17 protein-coding genes are annotated in these 17,848 nt (G+C 63.4%); 11 read left to right on the top strand and 6 right to left on the bottom strand.

Translation table 11 applies throughout. The annotated features are described in order from the left end of the window. Positions 1-43 precede the first annotated feature (43 nt). Complete coding sequence (locus ACFPWW_RS24150) at positions 44-1,003, bottom strand: NAD(P)H-dependent flavin oxidoreductase (RefSeq protein ID WP_112753855.1); 960 nt, start codon at positions 1,001-1,003, stop codon at positions 44-46. A 385-nt stretch (positions 1,004-1,388) separates the two neighbouring features. Between ACFPWW_RS24150 and ACFPWW_RS24145 the strand changes: the two genes are divergently transcribed. Further along, the gene (locus ACFPWW_RS24145) at positions 1,389-2,642 is read left to right on the top strand and encodes a hypothetical protein (RefSeq protein ID WP_377313508.1); all 1,254 of its coding nucleotides are present in this window, start codon (positions 1,389-1,391) and stop codon (positions 2,640-2,642) included. A 24-nt stretch (positions 2,643-2,666) separates the two neighbouring features. Here ACFPWW_RS24145 and ppk2 read toward each other — a convergent pair whose 3' ends face one another. Continuing rightward, positions 2,667-3,548, bottom strand: a complete 882-nt coding sequence (gene ppk2 / locus ACFPWW_RS24140) for a polyphosphate kinase 2 (RefSeq protein WP_113413015.1) — start codon at positions 3,546-3,548, stop codon at positions 2,667-2,669. A 244-nt stretch (positions 3,549-3,792) separates the two neighbouring features. Here ppk2 and phoR point away from each other — a divergent pair, with 244 nt between their 5' ends. From phoR to phoB, 7 genes are all read left to right on the top strand, one after another. Further along, positions 3,793-5,016 (top strand): phosphate regulon sensor histidine kinase PhoR, encoded by a 1,224-nt coding sequence (gene phoR, locus ACFPWW_RS24135; RefSeq protein WP_377313506.1) that lies wholly within the window; start codon positions 3,793-3,795, stop codon positions 5,014-5,016. Between the two features lie 198 nt (positions 5,017-5,214). After that, entirely contained in the window at positions 5,215-6,249 is a 1,035-nt protein-coding gene (locus ACFPWW_RS24130) for a substrate-binding domain-containing protein (RefSeq protein WP_377313504.1), read from the top strand. Between the two features lie 165 nt (positions 6,250-6,414). After that, entirely contained in the window at positions 6,415-7,896 is a 1,482-nt protein-coding gene (gene pstC, locus ACFPWW_RS24125) for a phosphate ABC transporter permease subunit PstC (protein ID WP_112705880.1), read from the top strand. Then, positions 7,893-9,215, top strand: coding sequence for a phosphate ABC transporter permease PstA (gene pstA / locus ACFPWW_RS24120; protein WP_377313502.1), 1,323 nt, complete (start codon positions 7,893-7,895; stop codon positions 9,213-9,215). Before pstC ends, pstA begins: the two co-directional genes overlap by 4 nt. 14 nt (positions 9,216-9,229) lie before the next feature. Further along, positions 9,230-10,045, top strand: coding sequence for a phosphate ABC transporter ATP-binding protein PstB (pstB, locus tag ACFPWW_RS24115; RefSeq protein ID WP_112705881.1), 816 nt, complete (start codon positions 9,230-9,232; stop codon positions 10,043-10,045). Between the two features lie 44 nt (positions 10,046-10,089). Beyond that, entirely contained in the window at positions 10,090-10,803 is a 714-nt protein-coding gene (gene phoU / locus ACFPWW_RS24110; protein ID WP_112705882.1) for a phosphate signaling complex protein PhoU, read from the top strand. Positions 10,804-10,933: 130 nt separating this feature from the next. After that, complete coding sequence (gene phoB / locus ACFPWW_RS24105) at positions 10,934-11,617, top strand: phosphate regulon transcriptional regulator PhoB (protein ID WP_003570612.1); 684 nt, start codon at positions 10,934-10,936, stop codon at positions 11,615-11,617. Between the two features lie 129 nt (positions 11,618-11,746). On the opposite strand, the gene ACFPWW_RS24100 is transcribed toward phoB, so the two are convergent. The 4 genes from ACFPWW_RS24100 to ACFPWW_RS24085 form a co-directional block, all read right to left on the bottom strand. After that, the gene (locus ACFPWW_RS24100; RefSeq protein WP_377313499.1) at positions 11,747-12,535 is read right to left on the bottom strand and encodes a pyrroline-5-carboxylate reductase; all 789 of its coding nucleotides are present in this window, start codon (positions 12,533-12,535) and stop codon (positions 11,747-11,749) included. A 248-nt stretch (positions 12,536-12,783) separates the two neighbouring features. Beyond that, a complete protein-coding gene (gene vapC, locus ACFPWW_RS24095) occupies positions 12,784-13,185 on the bottom strand; it encodes a type II toxin-antitoxin system tRNA(fMet)-specific endonuclease VapC (RefSeq protein WP_112754621.1) in 402 nt (133 codons plus the stop codon). Further along, a complete protein-coding gene (vapB, locus tag ACFPWW_RS24090) occupies positions 13,185-13,415 on the bottom strand; it encodes a type II toxin-antitoxin system VapB family antitoxin (RefSeq protein WP_377313497.1) in 231 nt (76 codons plus the stop codon). Before vapB ends, vapC begins: the two co-directional genes overlap by 1 nt. A 196-nt stretch (positions 13,416-13,611) precedes the next feature. Then, on the bottom strand, positions 13,612-14,142 hold the full coding sequence (locus ACFPWW_RS24085) for a GcrA family cell cycle regulator (RefSeq protein WP_112573313.1): 531 nt from the start codon (positions 14,140-14,142) through the stop codon (positions 13,612-13,614). Between the two features lie 424 nt (positions 14,143-14,566). On the opposite strand from ACFPWW_RS24085, the gene ACFPWW_RS24080 reads away from it, so the two are divergent. The 3 genes from ACFPWW_RS24080 (at position 14,567) to ACFPWW_RS24070 (ending at position 17,816) form a co-directional block, all read left to right on the top strand. Continuing rightward, on the top strand, positions 14,567-15,766 hold the full coding sequence (locus ACFPWW_RS24080; protein WP_377313495.1) for an aspartate aminotransferase family protein: 1,200 nt from the start codon (positions 14,567-14,569) through the stop codon (positions 15,764-15,766). A gap of 45 nt (positions 15,767-15,811) precedes the next feature. Further along, on the top strand, positions 15,812-16,729 hold the full coding sequence (gene argF / locus ACFPWW_RS24075) for an ornithine carbamoyltransferase (protein WP_112753845.1): 918 nt from the start codon (positions 15,812-15,814) through the stop codon (positions 16,727-16,729). A gap of 91 nt (positions 16,730-16,820) precedes the next feature. Further along, complete coding sequence (locus tag ACFPWW_RS24070; RefSeq protein WP_377313493.1) at positions 16,821-17,816, top strand: Hsp33 family molecular chaperone; 996 nt, start codon at positions 16,821-16,823, stop codon at positions 17,814-17,816. Positions 17,817-17,848 lie beyond the last annotated feature (32 nt).

Raw genomic sequence — 17,848 nt, 5'->3', positions numbered from 1 at the left:
GGTAACGACATGCGTCAGACAAAAACCCGAAGCGCCGCCCGCTTCAAAGCGCCAGCCGCGCGCGCGCCGCCCGGTATTCGGCTTCCAGCCGGTCGACCAGCCTTGCCACCGGTTCCACGGCCTTGATCGCGCCGATGCCCTGGCCGCTGCCCCAGATGTCCTTCCAGGCCTTGGCGCCGCCGGTTGCCTGTTCGAAATCCATCTTCGAGGGGTCGGCTTCGGGCAGGTGGTCCGGGTCGAGGCCGGCGGCGCGGATGGAGGTTTTGAGGTAATTGCCGTGAACGCCGGTGAAATAGTTGGAATAGACGATGTCGGCGGCCGCACCCTCGACGATCGCCTGCTTGTAGGCGTCAGTGGCGCGCGCCTCCTCGGTCGCGATGAAGGGCGTGCCGATATAGGCCATGTCGGCGCCCATGGCCTCTGCCGCCAGGATCGCGCCGCCGGTGGCGATCGCGCCGGCAAGCAGCAGCGGGCCGTCGAACCATGCGCGGATCTCCTGCACCAGCGCGAAGGGCGAGAGCGTGCCGGCATGGCCGCCGGCACCGGCGGCCACCGCGATCAGCCCGTCCGCACCCTTGCGGATCGCCGAATGGGCGTGGCGGTTGTTGATGACGTCGTGCAGCACGATGCCGCCATAGGAATGCACCGCCGCGTTCACCTCCGGCACCGCGCCAAGCGAGGAAATGACCACGGGCACCTTGTATTTGACGCAGAGCATGAGGTCGTGCTCCAGCCGCCGGTTCGACATGTGGACGATCTGGTTGACGGCGAAGGGGGCGGCCGGCCGATCCGGATGCGCCGCATTATAATGGGCAAGCTCCTCGGTGATCATCGCCAGCCACTCGTCGAGCTGGCTTTCCGGCCGCGCGTTCAATGCCGGGAAGGCGCCGATCACGCCGGCCTTGCATTGCGCCAGCGTCAGCGCCGGATGCGAGACGATGAACAGCGGCGAGCCGACCACCGGCAGCCGGAGATTGTCCTTGAGGATTGCGGGCAGGGCCATGTCTCACCGCTTTGACGTTTACGAAAACGTCAATTGATTAGCAGAGCCGGCGCCCGGCGAAAAGGGCTGGAAGGCAAAGTGCCCGCGCTTTTCCGTAATCCTGTCCACTTTCGGAATATCTAATGGAGCTTCGCAGCCCTGCGCGGTGCGGCTTTTCCCCGGCCGATGCGGTTGCGCAAGGGCTGCAAGGCTTGCGGTTTGCCGCACTTGCCGCTACCGAATTTTGACGGGCATTCAATCCCTGAAGCATGTCGCGCAAAAGCGTGCGGCGGTTTTGCGGTAACGACATGCGAAAACAGGAGCCTGAAGCGTGGCAGGCGATCTGAAAAGGTCGCGACACGTTTTAGGGGGGGGCGATGCCGGCACCAAATGTGAAGGGCCTGACGTGAGCGGATTAGAAACGGCTATCAGAACTGCGCTCGACAATTCCGACCGCGACAATGCGGAGGTTCGCGCGCGCATCTACCAGTCGGCCCGCCAGGCGCTGGAAGCCGGCCTGCGCAAGCAGGATATTACCGATGCCGATGTGGTGGCCCATCACCGCCATCGTCTCGAAACCACGATCCACACGATCGAGAGCGAGGAGCGCGCCCGCCTCCACCCGCGCCAGGGGCCGCCGGAAGTGCCGGTCCCGCCGGTCGTGGAAATGCCCGAGCCCGCCCCGCACGCGCCGGAGCCTGCCTATCCTGCGGCCGAACCCGCCTATCGCGAGGGCGAGGACGACCACCTTGCCGTCGTCGGCGAAACGCGCGGCCACAGTGCCGCCGGGCGCCGGGACGATCCGGGCCTCGACGATGCCAGCCTGGACGACGTTCACGCCGGCCGCGCCGGCCAGCTCGGCGCCGCCCCCGAGAGTGAGATGCTGGGCGAGATGCGCGGCGAGAGGCGCGCGGCGGAAGACAGGCGCGCCGGCATGGATTTCCGCCCCGAACGGGCCGCCGTGCGCCGCAAGCCGCGCAAGTTCTTCTCGCGCCTGCTCGTCTGGTGTGTGGTTCTCGCCTTCATCGGCACGGGCGGCTGGTGGGCCTATACGTCGGGCCTGCTGAAGACCGCCGCCGAGCGCGACACCAGCGTCGCCAATCCGCCCGCCAGCACGCAGCCGGAAGATTTCGACGGCGGGGAGGCTGCTGCCGGCGGCACGCCCGCCCATGTCGACGAACCCGTGACGATCGACCCGCAGAACGGCTTTTCGGCGGACTGGATCGAGGTCTTCAAGCCGGCCGATGCCGGTAAGATCGAGAACGGCCCGCGCGCGCGCACCGAAAACGTCACCGAAACCGAAGGCCCGGCCGTGCGCCTGACGTCGCAGAGCGGCAATACGGACGGCAACATTGCCATCAGCGTTCCCGCCAGCGTGCTGCAGCAGCTTGCCGGCAAGTCCTCCACCATCGCGCTGACCCTGCAGTCGACCACCGACGAGCCGACGCAGATCACCGTCGAATGCGATTTCCAGTCGCTCGGCAGTTGCGCCCGTCACCGTTTCAGCGTCACGCGCGAAAAGTCCGACGCGCTGCTGCAGGTGCGTTTCGACCGCTCGCTGGCGCCCAGTTCGCCCGGCCGGCTGATGATCAACAGCGATGTCGACGGCAAGGCGCGCGGCATCAATCTCTTTGCCGTGCGCATCCTGCCGGGCCAGTAAGGGCGCGCGGTCGCCCCGGCGGGCCTATTTCAGAAAGCCGGGGCCGGAGCCGATGATCTTGTCGTCCAGCGCGCCGATCGCTTGCTTGTCCTTGCCGTCGTAATCCATCGTCTTCAGCATGTGGCGGATGAGGTTCAGCCGCGCCCGGCGCTTGTCGTTGGCGTGGATCACGGTCCAGGGCGCAAATTCCGTGTGCGTCTCCTTCAGCATCCGGTCGCGCTTCTGGCTATAGTCGTCCCATTTGCGCAGCGCCGCGATATCCATCGAGGAGAGCTTCCACACGGCGAGCGGGTCGTGGCGCCGGTCGTGGAAACGCTTGATCTGCATTTCCCGGCCGATATCGAGATAGAATTTGAAGAAATAGATGCCCTCGTGGGCGATCACCTTCTCCACGTACGGCGCCTGGTTGAGGAAATCCTCGTATTGTTTCGGCGTGCAGAAGCCCATGACCGGCTCCACGCCCGCCCGGTTGTACCAGGAGCGGTCGAACAGCACGAATTCGCCCGAGGTCGGAAACTGGGCGATATAGCGCTGGAAATACCATTGGCCCTGTTCGCGCTCGGTCGGCTTGGCAAGCGCCACCACGCGGGCAAGGCGCGGGTTCATATGCGCCGAGGAGGCCTGGATCGCGCCGCCCTTGCCGGCCGCGTCGCGCCCCTCGAACAGCGCCATCACCCGTTTGCCCGTCGCCTGCAGCCAGAACTGCACCTTGACGAGCTCGACCTGCAGCTTCTGCAGCTCCTCGTTATATTCGTCTTCCTCGAGCTTTTTCTTGTAGGGATAGTCGCCCGATTCCAGCGCGTGTTCGTCCACCCAGTCGGGCAGGGCGGGATCGTCTATGTCGAAGACGCGCCTCTTGCCCCTGATCTCCAGCTCCACGGCTCTGCTTTCGACGTCCTCGGCCATCGTCTCCTCCTGCGCCAGATGAATTGGCTTTTGTCAGGCGAACATATTTACCGTTGAAAATCAAATCCGTTGCGGCGGCAGGGCGCAATCGGCCCTGGCGCGCTGCGGCTTTTCGAACAAGTTTTCCAAACGGAAAACTTCTGTCATGAAAGGCGGCTATCAGGCAGAGTTTGAATGTAAAGAAAAACGAATCGATGCCGCGAGGGGCGCTTTGGAAGACGAGAGGTCGTGGACGAAAAACCTGTTGGCGCGCATCCGGCGCGAACGCCCGGTTTTGCTGGCGACGCTGCTGAGCGCGCTGGTGGCGCTGGCCGCGGGCATGAACAAGTGGATCGTGCTCGCCCTGCTGCTCGTCATGGTCCTGACCGCGCTTTTCAACGAGGCGCCGGTCATCAAGCCCGATGTCGCCGAGCCGGCCGAGCCCGAGCCCGAACTGCCGCCGAGCCGCCTGCCGGAAGTCTCCGCCACGCTTGCCAGCCTCGATATTCCCGTCATGGTGCTCTCGCAGGATGCCTCCGTGCTCTTCCAGAACCGGGCGGCCGAAAAGGCCTTCGGCGAGGTGACGCTCGGCTCCCACATCTCGGCGCGGCTGCGCTCGCCCGGCGTGCTCGACATGGTGCGCGAGACGATCGCCACCAACGCCCCGAACCAGATCGAGCATTCCGAGCGGTTGCCCTCGGAGCGCGTCTATATCGTGCGCAGCGCCCCCGTCGAGTTCAAGGACGACGACGGCCGCAACGAGCGCTATTACATCCTCTCCTTCCGCGACATTTCCGAGGTGCGCCGCATCGACCGCATGCGCTCGGATTTCGTCGCCAATGCCAGCCACGAGCTGCGCACGCCGCTCGCCTCGCTGCGCGGCTTCATCGAAACCATCCAGGGGCCGGCCAAGAACGACCAGAAGGCGCAGGCCCGTTTCCTCGGCATCATGCTCGACCAGACGACGCGCATGAGCCGGCTGGTCGACGATCTCCTGTCGCTCTCCAGGCTGGAGCTGAAATCCCATCTGGCGCCGGACGAGAAGGTGGATCTCGTGCCGCTTCTCGGCCATGTGCGGGATTCGCTGCTGCCGCTCGCCAGGGATGTCGGCGTCTCGATCAACCTGCATCTGCCGGAAGGCAAGGTCGAAGTGCTGGGCGATCGCGACGAGCTCGTGCAGGTCTTTGAAAACCTGATGGAAAACGCCTGCAAATACGGCCAGGAAGGCGAGGTCGTCGATGTCTGGCTGAAAAACGGACCCGGCCAGCCGGTGGAGGTCAGCGTCGTCGACAAGGGGCCGGGCATCCCGGCCGAACACGTGCCGCGCCTGACGGAGCGTTTCTACCGCGTCTCCATCGAGGACAGCCGCTCCAAGAAGGGCACGGGCCTGGGGCTTGCCATCGTCAAGCATATCCTGACGCGCCACCGTGCACGGCTGGTCGTCAAATCCGAGGTCGGCAAGGGCACGGACTTTACCGTGCGTTTCTGACGCAATATGTCGCACACAAATTGGCGGCATCATGTTTTTACATTAAATATCAATAATTTAAGCTGTCATAAATGTTTCACCGATTTGACATAAAAGGGCGGGGCTTAAGGCGCTAAGAGAGTCCTGCCGATGAAAAAAGGCAATGCGAGGGCCTCTTCGAGGCCGCACTCACACAAGCCCAAATGCCGGGAGATTCAAATGAACACCTTTAAACTTACTGTTGCCGCGCTCGCTGCAACCGCCGCTTTCGCTGGCGTTGCCGTCGCCCGCGACCAGATCCAGGTTGCCGGTTCGTCCACCGTCCTGCCTTACGCAAAGATCGTTGCCGAGTCCTTCGGCGAGACCTTCACCAACTTCAAGACGCCGGTCGTCGAATCCGGCGGCACGGGCGCTGGCCTGAAGGAATTCTGCAAGGGCGTCGGTGAAGACACGATCGACGTTGCCAACGCTTCGCGCCCGATCAACAAGAACGAAATGGAAGCCTGCAAGGCTGCCGGCGTAACGGACATCCAGGAAGTCAAGATCGGTTATGACGGCATCGTCTTCGCAACCGATGCTTCCAACCCGGACGTCGCCTACGTTCCCCAGGACATCTACAAGGCCCTCGCCGCCCAGGTCGTCGTTGACGGCAAGCTCGTCGCCAACCCCTACAAGAAGTGGTCCGAAGTCAACCCGAAGCTTCCGGCTGTTGATATCGCTGCCTATATCCCCGGCGAAAAGCACGGCACCCGCGAAGTCTTCGAACTGAACGTTCTCGCTACTGGCTGCAAGGCTTCCGGCGCCCAGGACGTCATCGCCAAGGAAATCGCCGACAAGGCCGCCCAGGCCAAGGCTTGCGTCGCAGTCCGCAAGGACGGCGCTGCTGTCGACATCGACGGCGACTATCCGGAAACGCTGGCACGCATCGCCGCCAACAAGACCGGCGTCGGCGTCTTCGGCCTCTCCTTCTACGAAAACAACGCCGACAAGCTCAAGGTCGCTTCCATGAGCGGCATCGTTCCCTCCACGGAAACGATCGCCAACGGCACCTATCCGGTTTCCCGCCCGCTGTTCTTCTATGTCAAGAAGGCACATCTGGGCGCCGTTCCCGGCCTGAAGGAATATGTCAACTTCTTCGTATCCGACCAGATGATCGGCCCTGACGGCCCGCTCGTCGAATACGGCCTCGTTGCCGCTCCGGACGCAGAGCGCGACGCGATCCGCAAGGACGTGGAAGCCGGCAAGACCATGTAATGAACTTTGCCGGCGCGACGCTTGGGGGTGTCGCGCCGGCATTGCTTTTCCGTCCGGCGCATGAGGCGGCGGGCGGGCGAACTTCTTCTCCATGATATTGAAGCCGATGGCATGCTCCTGGAGCTGCCGGGCTCTTTGGGGGCTGTGGGCCTGGGGACGTAAAGAATGAGCACATCCATCCTACTCTTGTGCCTGGTGGTGATCGGCGCCGTTGCCTATGTGGCTGCGCGCAGCCGCGCGACCGCGCTTTCCGGCGGCAGGTCTTCCGCCCTGCATTCGCGGCCGGCCTATTACGGCTCCTATGCCGCGATCTGGGCCATGCTGCCTTCCCTGATCGTCCTGTGCGTCTGGCTGGCCGCCAGCCCGGGCATCATCTCCTCTTCCGTCCGCGGCAGCTTTCCGGCCGACGTGAAGGCCCAGCCGGCCGTCCAGCAGGACCTGGCCTACAGCATGGTCGTCACCGTCGCCCGCGGCCTCAACATGCTGACGTCTGACGAGGCTTCCGCCCTCTCGGCCGATCCGGCCGGCCTGCAGGCAAAGCTCAGCGAAAAGGGCGTGCCGCTCGCCGGCGAGCCGCAACCCTACATGATCGACGCCGCCAAGGCGCTGAACGCCGAGAGCGCGACGAGCCGCCTGTTCATGACGGCGATCGTGCTGCTGCTTTCGGTTGCCGGCGCCTTCTACGCGCTGCGCTCCATCGCCCCGCGCTTCCGCGCCCGCAACCGGGTCGAGCGCGTCATGCTGTGGGCGCTGCTCCTCGCCTCCTCCATCGCCATCCTGACGACGATCGGCATCGTGCTGTCGATGCTGACGGAAGCCGGCCGCTTCTTTGCGGTCGTTCCCTTCGCCGACTTCTTCTTCGGCACCGTCTGGGATCCGCGTTTTGCCGGCGCCGGCGGCTCCTCCTTCGGCCAGTTCGGCCTCATCCCGCTGCTGCTCGGCACGCTCTATATCGGCCTCGTCGCCATGCTGGTCGCCGTACCGGTCGGGCTTTTCGCCGCCATCTACATGGCCGAATACGCCTCGCCCAAGGTGCGCTCGCTCGCCAAGCCGCTGCTGGAAGTGCTGGCCGGCATCCCGACGATCGTCTACGGCTTCTTCGCGCTTGTCACCGTCGGACCCTTCCTGCGCGATTTCTCGGCTCAGATCAGCGGCCTTCTCTCCGGCAGCTACACCAACTTCATCCAGGCGCAGAGCGTTCTGACGGCCGGCATCGTCATGGGCATCATGCTGATCCCCTACGTGTCCTCGCTGTCGGACGATATCATCACCGCCGTGCCGCGCGCCCTGCGCGACGGCTCGCTCGGCCTCGGCGCCACGCGTTCGGAAACCATCAAGAAGGTAGTGCTGCCGGCCGCCCTGCCGGGCATCGTCGGCGCGCTGCTGATGACCGCCTCGCGCGCCATCGGCGAAACCATGATCGTCGTTCTGGCCGCCGGTGTCGCCGCCCGCATCCAGATCAACCCCTTCGAGCCGATGACGACCGTGACCGTCAAGATCGTCAACCAGTTGACCGGCGACCTTGAGTTCACCTCGCCGCAGACGCTGGTTGCCTTCGCGCTCGGCATCACGCTGTTCTGCATCACGCTTTGCCTCAACATCTACGCACTCTATATCGTGCGCAAATACCGGGAGCAGTACGAATGACGAATATTGTTTCTCCCGTCGCCGGCGTCACCGTTTCCAAGGCCCCCGCGCGCCGCGACATCGGCATCAAGCGCCGCTATGCCGCAGAACGTCGCTTCCAGGCCTATGGCATCGCCGCCATCGCCTTCGGCCTCGTCTTTCTCTTCATCCTGCTGTGGACGGTCATCAGCAACGGCTATACCGCCTTCCAGCAGACGGCCATCACCCTGCCGATCGAGTTTGCCGAGAAGACCATCGACCCGGACAACAAGCGCGCGCGCGATCCTTCGGTGCTGATTGCCGCCAACTATCCGGTCCTGCTGCGCGACGCGATCGTCAAGCAGCTCGGCATCAACCCGTCGAGCCGCCCCGACGTGCGCGACGCGGCCAACATGATCTCGAAGGGCGCGCCGATCCAGCTGCGTGACATGGTGGTCGCCGACCCGTCGATCATCGGCAAGACCGTCAACGTCACGGTTCTCGCCGAAGCCAATATCGACAGCGCCAACAAGGGCCAGATCGATCTTTCGGTCGAGGAGAAGAACCGCAAGGTCAACGACAAGCAGGTCGGCTGGATGAACCAGCTGAAGGCGAGCGGTGCGCTCCAGAAGGAGTTCAACACCGGCCTCTTCGTCAACGGCAATTCCAGCCGCCCGGAAGCCGCAGGCCTCGGCGTCGCCCTCATCGGCTCGCTCTACCTGATGCTGATCGTTCTCGTCCTTGCGCTGCCGATCGGTGTGGCCGCCTCGATCTATCTCGAGGAATTCGCGCCGAAGAACAGGCTGACGGACCTGATCGAGGTCAATATCAACAACCTCGCCGCCGTCCCCTCCATCGTCTACGGCCTGCTCGGCCTGTCGGTCTTCATCAACTTCGCCGGCCTGCCGCGTTCGGCCTCGCTGGTCGGCGGCCTGGTGCTGACGCTGATGACGCTGCCGACGATCATCATCGCCACGCGTGCCGCACTGCGCGCCGTGCCGCCCTCGATCCGCTCCGCCGCCCTCGGCCTCGGCGCCTCGAAGATGCAGATGGTGTTCCACCATGTGCTGCCGCTTGCCATGCCCGGCATCCTGACCGGCACGATCATCGGCCTTGCCCACGCACTCGGCGAAACCGCGCCGCTCTTGCTCATCGGCATGGTCGCCTTCGTCGCCCAGGCGCCGACCACGCCGCTCGATCCCTCCACCGCACTTCCGGTTCAGGTCTACATGTGGGCCAACGAAGCCGAGCGCGCCTTCGTGGAAAGAACCTCGGGTGCCATCATCGTCCTGCTCCTGTTCCTCATCGTCATGAACATCGGAGCTATCCTCTTGCGTCGTCGCTTTGAGCGCCGCTGGTAAACGGAGTAGAGATCATGAACATGTTGACGGAAGCCGCAGTTGAGAAGGCGCTGGACCAGAAAATGAGCAACGTCCCGTATAAGATGATCGGTCAGGATGTCTCCGTTTATTACGGCGAGAAGCGCGCGCTTTTCGACGTCAATCTGAACATCCGCGAAAACACCGTGACCGCGCTGATCGGCCCGTCGGGCTGCGGCAAGTCCACCTTCCTGCGTTCGCTGAACCGCATGAACGACACGATCGACGGTTGCCGCGTCACCGGCAAGATTTCGCTCGACGGCGACGATATCTACGATCCGGATATCGATGTCGTCGAACTGCGCGCCCGCGTCGGCATGGTGTTCCAGAAGCCGAACCCGTTCCCGAAGTCGATCTACGAAAACGTCTCCTACGGCCCGCGCATCCACGGCCTTGCCAAGTCCAAGGCCGATCTCGACCAGATCGTCGAGTCGAGCCTGCAGCGCGCCGGCCTCTGGAACGAGGTCAAGGACCGCGTGCATGAATCCGGCACCGGCCTGTCCGGCGGCCAGCAGCAGCGCCTGTGCATCGCGCGCGCCGTCGCCGTCAGCCCGGAAGTCATCCTGATGGACGAGCCCTGCTCGGCGCTCGACCCGATCGCGACCGCCAAGGTCGAGGAGCTGATCCACGAGCTGCGCGAAAACTACACGATCGTCATCGTGACGCATTCCATGCAGCAGGCCGCTCGCGTATCACAGCGCACGGCCATGTTCCACCTCGGCAACCTGGTCGAGGAGAACGATACCGACAAGATGTTCACCAACCCGGACGACCCGCGCACCCAGGACTATATCATGGGCCGGTTCGGCTGATTTTGGCGATGTGAAGCCTTCCCGATTTTCGAGGACAAAGCCCAATGGCATCGACACATATTTTTTCCGCCTACGACGACGATCTGAAGTTCCTGTCCCGGCGCATTTCCGAGATGGGCGGCCTTGCCGAACAGATGGGCGCCGAAGCCGTCCGCGCGCTCGTCAACGGTGACACGGCGCTCGCCCAGAAGGTCATTTCCGACGACGTGATCCTCGATCACGCCGAGCGCGAAATCAACGACAAGGCGATCGTCACCATCGCCCGCCGCCAGCCGATGGCCTCCGACCTGCGCGAGATCATCGGTTCGATCCGGATCGCCGCCGATCTCGAGCGCGTCGGCGATCTCGGCAAGAACACCGCCAAGCGCGTCATCGCCGTGCAGAGCACCGGCGTCCCGCGCAAGCTCGCCCGCGGCCTCGAACACCTCTCCGAACTGGCGCTCGTCCAGCTCAAGGAAGTGCTCGACGTCTACACGACGCGTTCGGCCGACAAGGCCAAGTCCATCCGCGAGCGCGACGACGAGATCGACGCGATGTACACCTCGCTGTTCCGCGAACTGCTGACCTACATGATGGAAGATCCGCGCAACATCACGAGCTGCACGCATCTTCTCTTCTGCGCCAAGAACATCGAGCGCATCGGCGACCACGCGACCAACATCGCCGAGACGATCTACTATATGGCAACCGGTGCCCAGCCGGAGGGCGAGCGTCCGAAGGACGACAGCTCCAACACCGTCGGCGCCGTCACGGAGTAATCCCGGCCGCCGATTGCACGCGCGCCCCGCCCCGGGGGCGCGCGAGGGTGCAGCCAATTCCGACTTTCTGCATGATCCCTTGCTTAAATCACCCCCGGTTTAAGGATCGTGCATTAGGAGACTGACACGCATGATCCCAAGAGTTGCAGTTGTTGAAGATGAAGAGGCGCTGAGCGTGCTGCTGCGCTACAACCTCGAGGCCGAAGGTTTCGAGGTGGATACGATCCTCCGTGGCGACGAGGCCGAGATCCGGCTTCAGGAGCGCACGCCCGACCTGCTCATCCTGGACTGGATGCTGCCGGGCGTTTCCGGCATCGAGCTCTGCCGGCGGCTGCGCATGCGGCCGGAGACCGAGCGCCTGCCGATCATCATGCTGACGGCGCGCGGCGAAGAGAGCGAGCGTGTGCGCGGCCTTTCGACCGGCGCGGACGATTATGTCGTCAAGCCCTTCTCCACGCCGGAACTGGTTGCCCGCGTCAAGGCCATGCTGCGCCGCGCCCGCCCGGAGGTTCTCTCCACCGTTCTCAAATGCGGCGATATCGAGCTTGACCGTGAAACCCACCGCGTCCACCGCAAGAGCCGCGAAGTCCGCCTCGGCCCGACCGAATTCCGCCTGCTGGAATTTTTGATGTCGTCGCCGGGCCGCGTCTTCTCCCGCTCGCAGCTGCTCGACGGCGTCTGGGGCCACGATATCTACGTGGACGAACGCACCGTCGACGTCCATGTCGGCCGCCTGCGCAAGGCGCTGAACTTCTCCAACATGCAGGATGTCATCCGCACCGTGCGCGGCGCGGGATATTCGATGGAAGCCTGATCCGAGCAATCGGAGGTCACGAACGGGTCGCTCGCTTGCCGGGCGGCCCGTTTGTTTGTTCTGGCCCCCCGAACTCCTTATGAAAGCCGACACCAGGCGCCGAAAGCAAACGTCGAGAGACCCGGCGCCTTACAGGCGGACACGCGCAAGAATTCGATCAAGCGCCCTTTGCAGGGCCGCAGTGCCGCCAAACGCGCGAAAGTCTTCGAGCACCTGTTCATTCAATCCGCCCCTGGTCGAATGCTCGCCGATGAGTTCGTCAAAACGCGCGACAGGTTTTGCGCTAGCAGTATGGGCGAGACCGGAAAACAACTGGCGGAGGTAGGCGTCGCCAGCCGTTCCCGAAAGCCCCTGGCTCTGCAGCCAGGTCGAGGTCGCGTCCAGGATGCCGAAATAGGTGGCCATCAGGCAGCTCGCCACCGCGAGAAGTTCGAACTCCGCCTTGTTTTCGACCTGGATCGCTGTTCCGAGCGCCGAAAAGAGGGCGTGGGAAACCTCGTCGGGCGGGTAGATTGCAGTCGCGCCCTGAAGATCTGCGACGAACGGAAGGGGAATTGCCAGGCTTAGGCGAACCGGCTGGTCGATCCATGCCAGCAGCTGATCCATTGGTGTGACCGCGACAAAGCTGATGACATGGTGGTCCGGCCGAAATCGCAGCGAGCGGACGACCTCCTCGACAATTTGCGGCCTCACCGCCACGAATACGAGATCGGATCGGTCGAGAACATCCTGGTTGCCCAAAGCGATCGACACATTCCGGTTTGCCGCCGCGAGGCGGGCGGCGACGCCTGCGTTACGGGGTGACAGCATGACCGGTGTGTCGCAAAACGCTGTCTTCCCCAGACCGGTGACGACGGCCTCGGTAATCGTGCCCGTCCCGACGAACCCGATTGTCATGCGCTTTGGATCGATCTCCATTGGCACCCCTGAGCGACTGTGTGCGTCGCGCTGCTCGACGAGAATACCGCATCTGTATCAGAAAATCGCGCTACAGCGCCGCGACCACCGTTCCATGCCGGCCTGGGGCTGAAACACAGCCTTGCGGCACCCGCTCCCGGACTGCCTGCGAGGAAGGAATCCACATGAACGGTTGAATGCGCGACGATTGTCTGGCCATCACATCGCGGACGGCATTGTCGTTGGTCAGCGTGGTCTGCTTGACATGCCTAGGTCGCCCAATCCTCAACGCGTAGGCCAGGAACGCGGTCGAATTCGCGCCTGTTATTCGTGACCAGGATCAGCCCTCGCGAGCGCGCGTGACCGGCAATCAATTGATCGTAAGGCCCGATGGGAGTCCCGCCGCGCGCAAGTTCGGCGCGCAGCTGGCCCGTATGGGCAGCGGCTATTTCGTCATACGCGAGTACCTCAAGCCGAGCAGCAAAGCCTTCGACGACAGACAAATTCCTTTCCGGAGCAGCCGATTTTTCCGCACCATAGATCAGTTCCATCAAGCTGATGGAACTCATGCAGAGTTGGCCATGATGACGATTGAAAGCCTCTCGCACATGCTGCGGCCGATTTTTCACGGTGAAAATGCAGATGTTCGTATCCAGCATGTACTTCAGCATCAAAACGCTTCGCGCTCCTGCGCGGCCGGCTGATCGCGTTCGTTCATGAAATCCGATGTCGCTGCTTCGCCCTCGAACCAGCTATCCCAGACTTCACCGGCAGGCGAGATGATCCGCGTGCGTCCGACAGCAACGATATCCACCCGCTTTACGTCATCTGGCAAAGCCACAGCCTTGGGCAGCCTCACGGCCTGGCTGCGATTGCTCTGAAACACTGAACCCTGCTCCATCCTCGATCTCCGGCCATGTACGAATGCCATATCCATGTAGAACGACGATTGGGATATGTCAAAGGGATATACATTGCTGCTGTTGGAGCTGCGCAAAAATGTGCTGCGGGCGGCAATTCACCGACGCAAAAAAATTCGCCCCCCTGCGCGTCAGCGAAGAGGGGCGACGGATGCTGCGTCATTTGAAAGGCGTGGATCAGCCGACCCGCACAGCCTTGCGGCGCTCGCTCACCGGCTGGTAGGCGAGGCGCTGGTGGTAGTTGCAATAGGGCGACGAATCCGGGGAGTCGCAGCCGCAGAAGTAGAAATCGTCCTTCAGCGGGTCGCCGACCGGCCACTTGCAGGTGCGCTCGGTCAGCTCCGTCAGGCCGAGGCGGCGCGAGATCGGCACGACCACGTTGGCGGCCGGCACATAGTCCATTTCCTCCACCGTTTCGATCTCGATCTCTTCCTTCAGCATCGTGGCGCCCTGCTGGCGGGTCACGGTGCGGGTGGCGATGCGGGAGGCATAGTTCGGGGCGCGCGGGGCCGAGGTGTTGCGCTTGGGCGCACGCGCTGCGGTTGCCGTGCCGCCGGCCTTGGCGCGGCCGGGAAGACTGAGCCGGTGAACCTTGCCGATAACGGCGTTTCTACTCACCCCGCCAAGCTGCGCAGCGATCTGGCTGGCACTCAGCCCCTCCGACCAAAGCTTCTTGAGCTTCTCGACACGCTCGTCTGTCCAGTTCATGCCCTGTCTCCGCCTTTTGCGTTGGTGATGGCAGAATCCCTCACCGCTGCCTCGGAAGATTCCGAGGCAAGAAACGCCAGATCAATTTTGGTGACTAGTTCCGCCGCATGCAGTCTAGTAATTGAACTTTAACCTAGTGTGAGCCTGACTCTGTGACAAGAGTCGCAGGAATCCGATGAATCCGAATTCGTAGTTTTCCCCAACTTGCTTCCCCGGAGAGTCATTTCTGCAACATTAGCTGTTGATAGACCTGTAAAGCCGGTTGCCAGCTTGACGCATGCGCTAAATCCGCAGTTTTGTTGACATTGCAGTGCGAAAAGTAAATAGTGATCCATGCCGCCGAAAGGCGGCATTTTTGATTTTTCGGGCCTGGTTTTCTTAGCCGGAGTCCGGTGCCTCATAACCTGTTGCAGGAGTTCGCGCCATGGCTGAAGCCTCGCCGCTATATGATACCTATTCTCGTGCCCCGCTGCGGTTCGAGCGAGGTGAAGGCGTGTGGCTGATTACCGAAACCGGCGAGCGATATCTGGATTTCGGCGCAGGCGTGGCCGTCACCTCCGTCGGCCACGGCAATCCGCATATCGTGGCAGCGCTCAAGGATCAGGCCGACAAGGTCTGGCACCTGTCGAACGTCTACGAGATCCCCGGCCAGGAGAAGCTGGCCAATCGCCTGACGGAAGCCACCTTCGCCGACAAGGTGTTCTTCACCAATTCCGGCGCCGAGGCGCTCGAATGCGCCATCAAGACGGCGCGCCGCTACCAGTTCTCCAAGGGCCATCCCGAGCGCTTCCATATCATCACCTTCGAAGGCGCCTTTCACGGCCGCACGCTGGCGACCATCGCCGCCGGCGGCCAGGAGAAATATCTGGAAGGTTTCGGCCCCAAGACCCCCGGTTTCGATCAGGTTCCCTTCGGCGATATCGAGGCCGTGCGCGCCGCGATCTCCGACAAGACGGCCGGCATCCTCATCGAGCCCGTGCAGGGCGAGGGCGGCGTGCGCCCGGTTACACCTGAATTCATGAAGGCGCTGCGCCAGCTCTGCGACGAGCACGGCCTGCTTCTCATCCTCGACGAGGTCCAGACCGGTGTCGGCCGCACCGGCAAGCTCTTCGCCTACGAATGGTCGGGCGTGACGCCTGACATCATGGCCGTCGCCAAGGGCATCGGCGGCGGTTTCCCGCTCGGCGCCTGCCTTGCGACGGCGGAAGCCGCCTCGGGCATGAAGGCCGGCACGCACGGTTCCACCTATGGCGGCAACCCGCTCGCCATGGCCGTCGGCAACGCGGTCCTCGATCTGATCCTCGCCGATGGGTTCCTTGAGCACGTGCGCGATGTCGCCCTCGTCTTCCGCCAGGGCCTTGCCTCGCTCAAGGACCGTTATCCCGACGTGATCGAGGACATCCGGGGCGAAGGCCTGCTGCTCGGCGTCAAGGCCGCCGTGCCCTCGGCCGAGCTGCTGCAGGAAATCCGCGCCGCACACCTTCTGGCGATCCCGGCCGGCGACAACGTCATCCGCCTGCTGCCGCCGCTGGTCGTCACCGCAGAGGAGGCGCGCGAGGGTCTGTCCCGTCTCGAACGTGCCGCCGAAAGCATCCGCGCCGCCAAGGTCAAGAAGACCGCTTGAAAGAACATCGCCCCGCCCGCCGGCGGGCGTAGCAGGTAACGAACGATGGCTTCCCCCAAACATTTCCTCGATCTCTCCGCAGTCACCGCATCCGACCTCAGAACCATCATGGACGATGCCAAGCTGCGAAAGCAGGCCTTCAAGGCCGGCACCGCCGACAAGCCGCTTGCCGGCAAGATGCTTGCCATGATCTTCGAGAAGCCCTCCACCCGAACCCGCGTCTCCTTCGATGTCGGCATGCGCCAGCTCGGCGGCGAAACGCTGTTCCTGTCGGGCACGGAAATGCAGCTCGGCCGCGCCGAGACGATCGGCGACACCGCCAAGGTTCTCTCGCGCTACGTCGATGCGATCATGATCCGCACGACCGAGCACAGCCGGATGCTGGAGCTTGCCGAACACGCGACCGTTCCCGTCATCAACGCGCTGACGGACGATACCCACCCCTGCCAGATCATGGCCGATATCATGACCTTCGAGGAGCATCGCGGCCCCATCAAGGGCAAGACGATCGCCTGGACCGGCGACGGCAACAACGTGCTGCATTCGCTGGTGGAAGGGGCCGCCCGCTTCGGCTACCGCATGAACATGGCCGTCCCCCTTGGTTCCGAGCCGAAGGATCACTATCTGAACTGGGCTCGCAATGAGGGCGCCGAAATCATGCTCTGCCATGATGCCGACCGTGCGGTCGCCGGCGTCGATTGCGTAGTGACCGATACCTGGGTCTCCATGAATCAGGAACATCGGGCCAGAGGTCACAATGTCTTCCAGCCTTATCAGGTCAACGCGCATTTGATGGCGCAGGCCGGCAAAGACGCATTGTTCATGCACTGCCTTCCCGCGCATCGCGGTGAGGAGGTGACGGACGAGGTGATCGACGGCCCGCAATCCGTGGTCTTCGATGAGGCGGAAAACCGCCTTCATGCGCAGAAGTCGATTCTTGCTTGGTGCCTGGGCGCGATCTGAACCATAATCGGATGTCGCGAGTTGAACACTCGCGGCTGCGCGAGCGGCCGGTGCGCTGGCCGGCTGCTCTGACAGAACAGGAGTGAAAGCCATGGCAGAAGCTGCCGCCGCCCTCGGCGAGTTCGATTTCGCCGGCGATGACCATGTCGTCCCCTTCCAGGTGGAAGGGCTTGATGTGCGCGGTCGCGCCGTCCAGCTCGGCCCGATGCTGGATGCCATCCTCGAACGCCACCGTTATCCCGCCCCCGTCGCCCGTCTTCTGGCGGAAGTGGTGGTGCTGACCGTGCTGCTCGGCACCTCGCTGAAATTCGAGGGCAAGTTCACCGTGCAGACCAAGAGCGACGGCCCCGTCGATCTTCTCGTCTGCGATTTCTCGACGCCGGAAAACGTCCGCGCCTATGCGCGTTTCGATCAGGCCCTGCTCGACAAGGCGATTGCGGCGGGCGAAACGGAGCCGGAACAGCTGCTCGGCAAGGGCATCCTCGCCTTCACCATCGACCAGGGCAGGTTCAGCCAGCCCTATCAGGGCATCGTGGCGCTGGACGGCACCTCGCTCGAAGACATTGCCGGCGTCTATTTCCGCCAGTCGGAACAGATCCCGACGCGCGTGCGCCTGGCCGCCGCCGAACTTTTCGACCGCGACGAGAACGGCAAGCCGCGTCACCGCTGGCGGGCCGGCGGCCTCGTCGCCCAGTTCCTGCCGGAAGCGCCCGAACGGATGCGCCAGCCCGACCTTCACGGCGGCGACGGCGATACCGGCGCGCGCGCCCATGTCGAGGACGATGCCTGGACGGAAGCCCGCTCGCTGGTCGAAACGGTGGATGCCGACGAACTCACCGACCCGCAGGTCGGCACCGAGCGGCTTCTGTTCCGCCTCTTCCACGAGCGCGGCGTGCGCGTCTACGATCCGCGCGCCGTCTTCGACCGCTGCAGCTGTTCGCGCGAAAAGATCGGCGGCGTGCTGAAGGGTTTTAGCGCCAAGGAAATCGAGGCGAGCCAGGAAAACGGCGAGATCTCCGTGACCTGCGAATTCTGCTCGACCACCTACCGCTTCCCCGTGGATGAGATTGCCTCCCAGCTTACCTGAAGTGCCGTGCGTCCCTGCGCACGCACAGGGGA

Origin of the sequence: Rhizobium sp. GCM10022189 (assembly GCF_042656325.1) — a bacterium.
In the GTDB taxonomy this organism is placed as follows: Bacteria; Pseudomonadota; Alphaproteobacteria; order Rhizobiales; family Rhizobiaceae; genus Rhizobium.
Note: the sequence above shows the minus strand (reverse complement) of the source record. Positions and strands in the feature narration are given on the sequence as shown.

Bases quoted from the DNA above. Each gene is read 5' to 3' on its own strand.
- pstB (WP_112705881.1), top strand. From the start codon at position 9,230: ATGAACATGTTGACGGAAGCCGCAGTTGAGAAGGCGCTGGACCAGAAA.
- ACFPWW_RS24070 (WP_377313493.1), top strand. From the start codon at position 16,821: ATGGCAGAAGCTGCCGCCGCCCTCGGCGAGTTCGATTTCGCCGGCGAT.
- ACFPWW_RS24085 (WP_112573313.1), bottom strand. From the start codon at position 14,142: ATGAACTGGACAGACGAGCGTGTCGAGAAGCTCAAGAAGCTTTGGTCG.
- phoU (WP_112705882.1), top strand. From the start codon at position 10,090: ATGGCATCGACACATATTTTTTCCGCCTACGACGACGATCTGAAGTTC.
- ACFPWW_RS24150 (WP_112753855.1), bottom strand. From the start codon at position 1,003: ATGGCCCTGCCCGCAATCCTCAAGGACAATCTCCGGCTGCCGGTGGTC.
- ppk2 (WP_113413015.1), bottom strand. From the start codon at position 3,548: ATGGCCGAGGACGTCGAAAGCAGAGCCGTGGAGCTGGAGATCAGGGGC.
- ACFPWW_RS24100 (WP_377313499.1), bottom strand. From the start codon at position 12,535: ATGGAGATCGATCCAAAGCGCATGACAATCGGGTTCGTCGGGACGGGC.
- vapB (WP_377313497.1), bottom strand. From the start codon at position 13,415: ATGGAGCAGGGTTCAGTGTTTCAGAGCAATCGCAGCCAGGCCGTGAGG.
- pstC (WP_112705880.1), top strand. From the start codon at position 6,415: ATGAGCACATCCATCCTACTCTTGTGCCTGGTGGTGATCGGCGCCGTT.
- pstA (WP_377313502.1), top strand. From the start codon at position 7,893: ATGACGAATATTGTTTCTCCCGTCGCCGGCGTCACCGTTTCCAAGGCC.
- ACFPWW_RS24080 (WP_377313495.1), top strand. From the start codon at position 14,567: ATGGCTGAAGCCTCGCCGCTATATGATACCTATTCTCGTGCCCCGCTG.
- vapC (WP_112754621.1), bottom strand. From the start codon at position 13,185: ATGCTGAAGTACATGCTGGATACGAACATCTGCATTTTCACCGTGAAA.
- phoB (WP_003570612.1), top strand. From the start codon at position 10,934: ATGATCCCAAGAGTTGCAGTTGTTGAAGATGAAGAGGCGCTGAGCGTG.
- argF (WP_112753845.1), top strand. From the start codon at position 15,812: ATGGCTTCCCCCAAACATTTCCTCGATCTCTCCGCAGTCACCGCATCC.
- ACFPWW_RS24130 (WP_377313504.1), top strand. From the start codon at position 5,215: ATGAACACCTTTAAACTTACTGTTGCCGCGCTCGCTGCAACCGCCGCT.